Annotated in this window: 1 protein-coding gene; it reads left to right on the top strand. The window is 54.8% G+C overall.

The genetic code is table 11. The features are described 5' to 3' along the window. Positions 1-396: 396 nt before the first annotated feature. The coding region (locus tag DL88_RS21190; RefSeq protein WP_210165339.1) for a ribonuclease H family protein at positions 397-1,127 on the top strand (731 nt) is incomplete at its 3' end.

Genomic DNA, 1,127 nt, shown 5'->3' with positions numbered 1-1,127 from the left:
GCAGCGATGGAGCTTCGACGACTTCGAGGTCTCTCTCCAGCGACAGCGCGGCAGCTGTTCTCGTCGACCGTCGCCCCAGTGGTGGACTACGCCTCGAATGTCTGGATGCACGCCTTCAAGAATCAAAACATGGGGCCGATCAACCGGGTGCAAAGGGTAGGAGCGCAAGCAATCGTGAGCACATTTCTCACCGTTGCGACTAGCGTAGCGGAGGCCGAGGCACACATTGCCACGGCACGACACCGATTCTGGAGACGAGCCGTGAAGATGTGGACGGACCTCCACACACTACCAGAAACCAATCCTCTCCGCAGAAGCACAGATCGGATCAGGAAATTCAGGAGATACCACCGCTCACCACTATACCAAGTAGCGGACGCGCTGAAAAACATCGACATGGAGTCACTGGAAACCATCAACCCGTTTACACTGGCACCATGGGAAGCACGCGTGCAAATGGATGATGAACCTATCTCGGAGGGGTCGACTGTACCCAGAGGATCAATGCAGATCGCGTTCAGCAGCTCGGCGCGGAATGAACTGGTCGGGTTTGGAGTGGCGATCGAGAAACAACCACCACGCCAGCGGAAAGTGAGACTGAAGACCTTGTCCGTCACGTTGAGCGCGAGGACAGAGCACAATCCGTTTTCCGCAGAGCTGGCGGCCATAGTGCATACACTGAAGACACTTGCGGCAGTGAAAGACTTTCGGATTACACTGATCACGAGCAACAAAGCGGCGGCTCTGACGTTGACGAACCCGCGACAACAGTCGGGCCAGGAATTTGTCTGTCAAATCTACAAGCTGATGAGAAGACTGCAGAAGCATGGAAATCAGATCAGCGTCCAGTGGATCCCCACCAGCGAAGACAACAAAATACTTGGTCTAGCGAAAGAACAGGCGAGAGTCGCGACGCAAGAAAATGCTCTCCCGCAAGTACAGGTCTCCAAAATGAAATCGACGACTCTGAAGATTGCACGTGCCCAAGCAATGCCTAGCCGTCAGCTACCTGAGAACATAGGAAGACATTCCAGACGAGTGGATACCGCACTCCCAGGAAAACACACGCGACAGCTGTATGACCGATTATCGTGGAAAGAAGCGAGCGTGCTGGCCCAGCTCCGCAC

Origin of the sequence: Beijerinckia mobilis (assembly GCF_000745425.1) — a bacterium.
GTDB classification, from domain to species: domain Bacteria; phylum Pseudomonadota; class Alphaproteobacteria; order Rhizobiales; family Beijerinckiaceae; genus Beijerinckia; species Beijerinckia mobilis.
The sequence above is the reverse complement of the archived record's forward strand: the minus strand, read 5'-3'. Positions and strand labels throughout refer to the sequence as shown.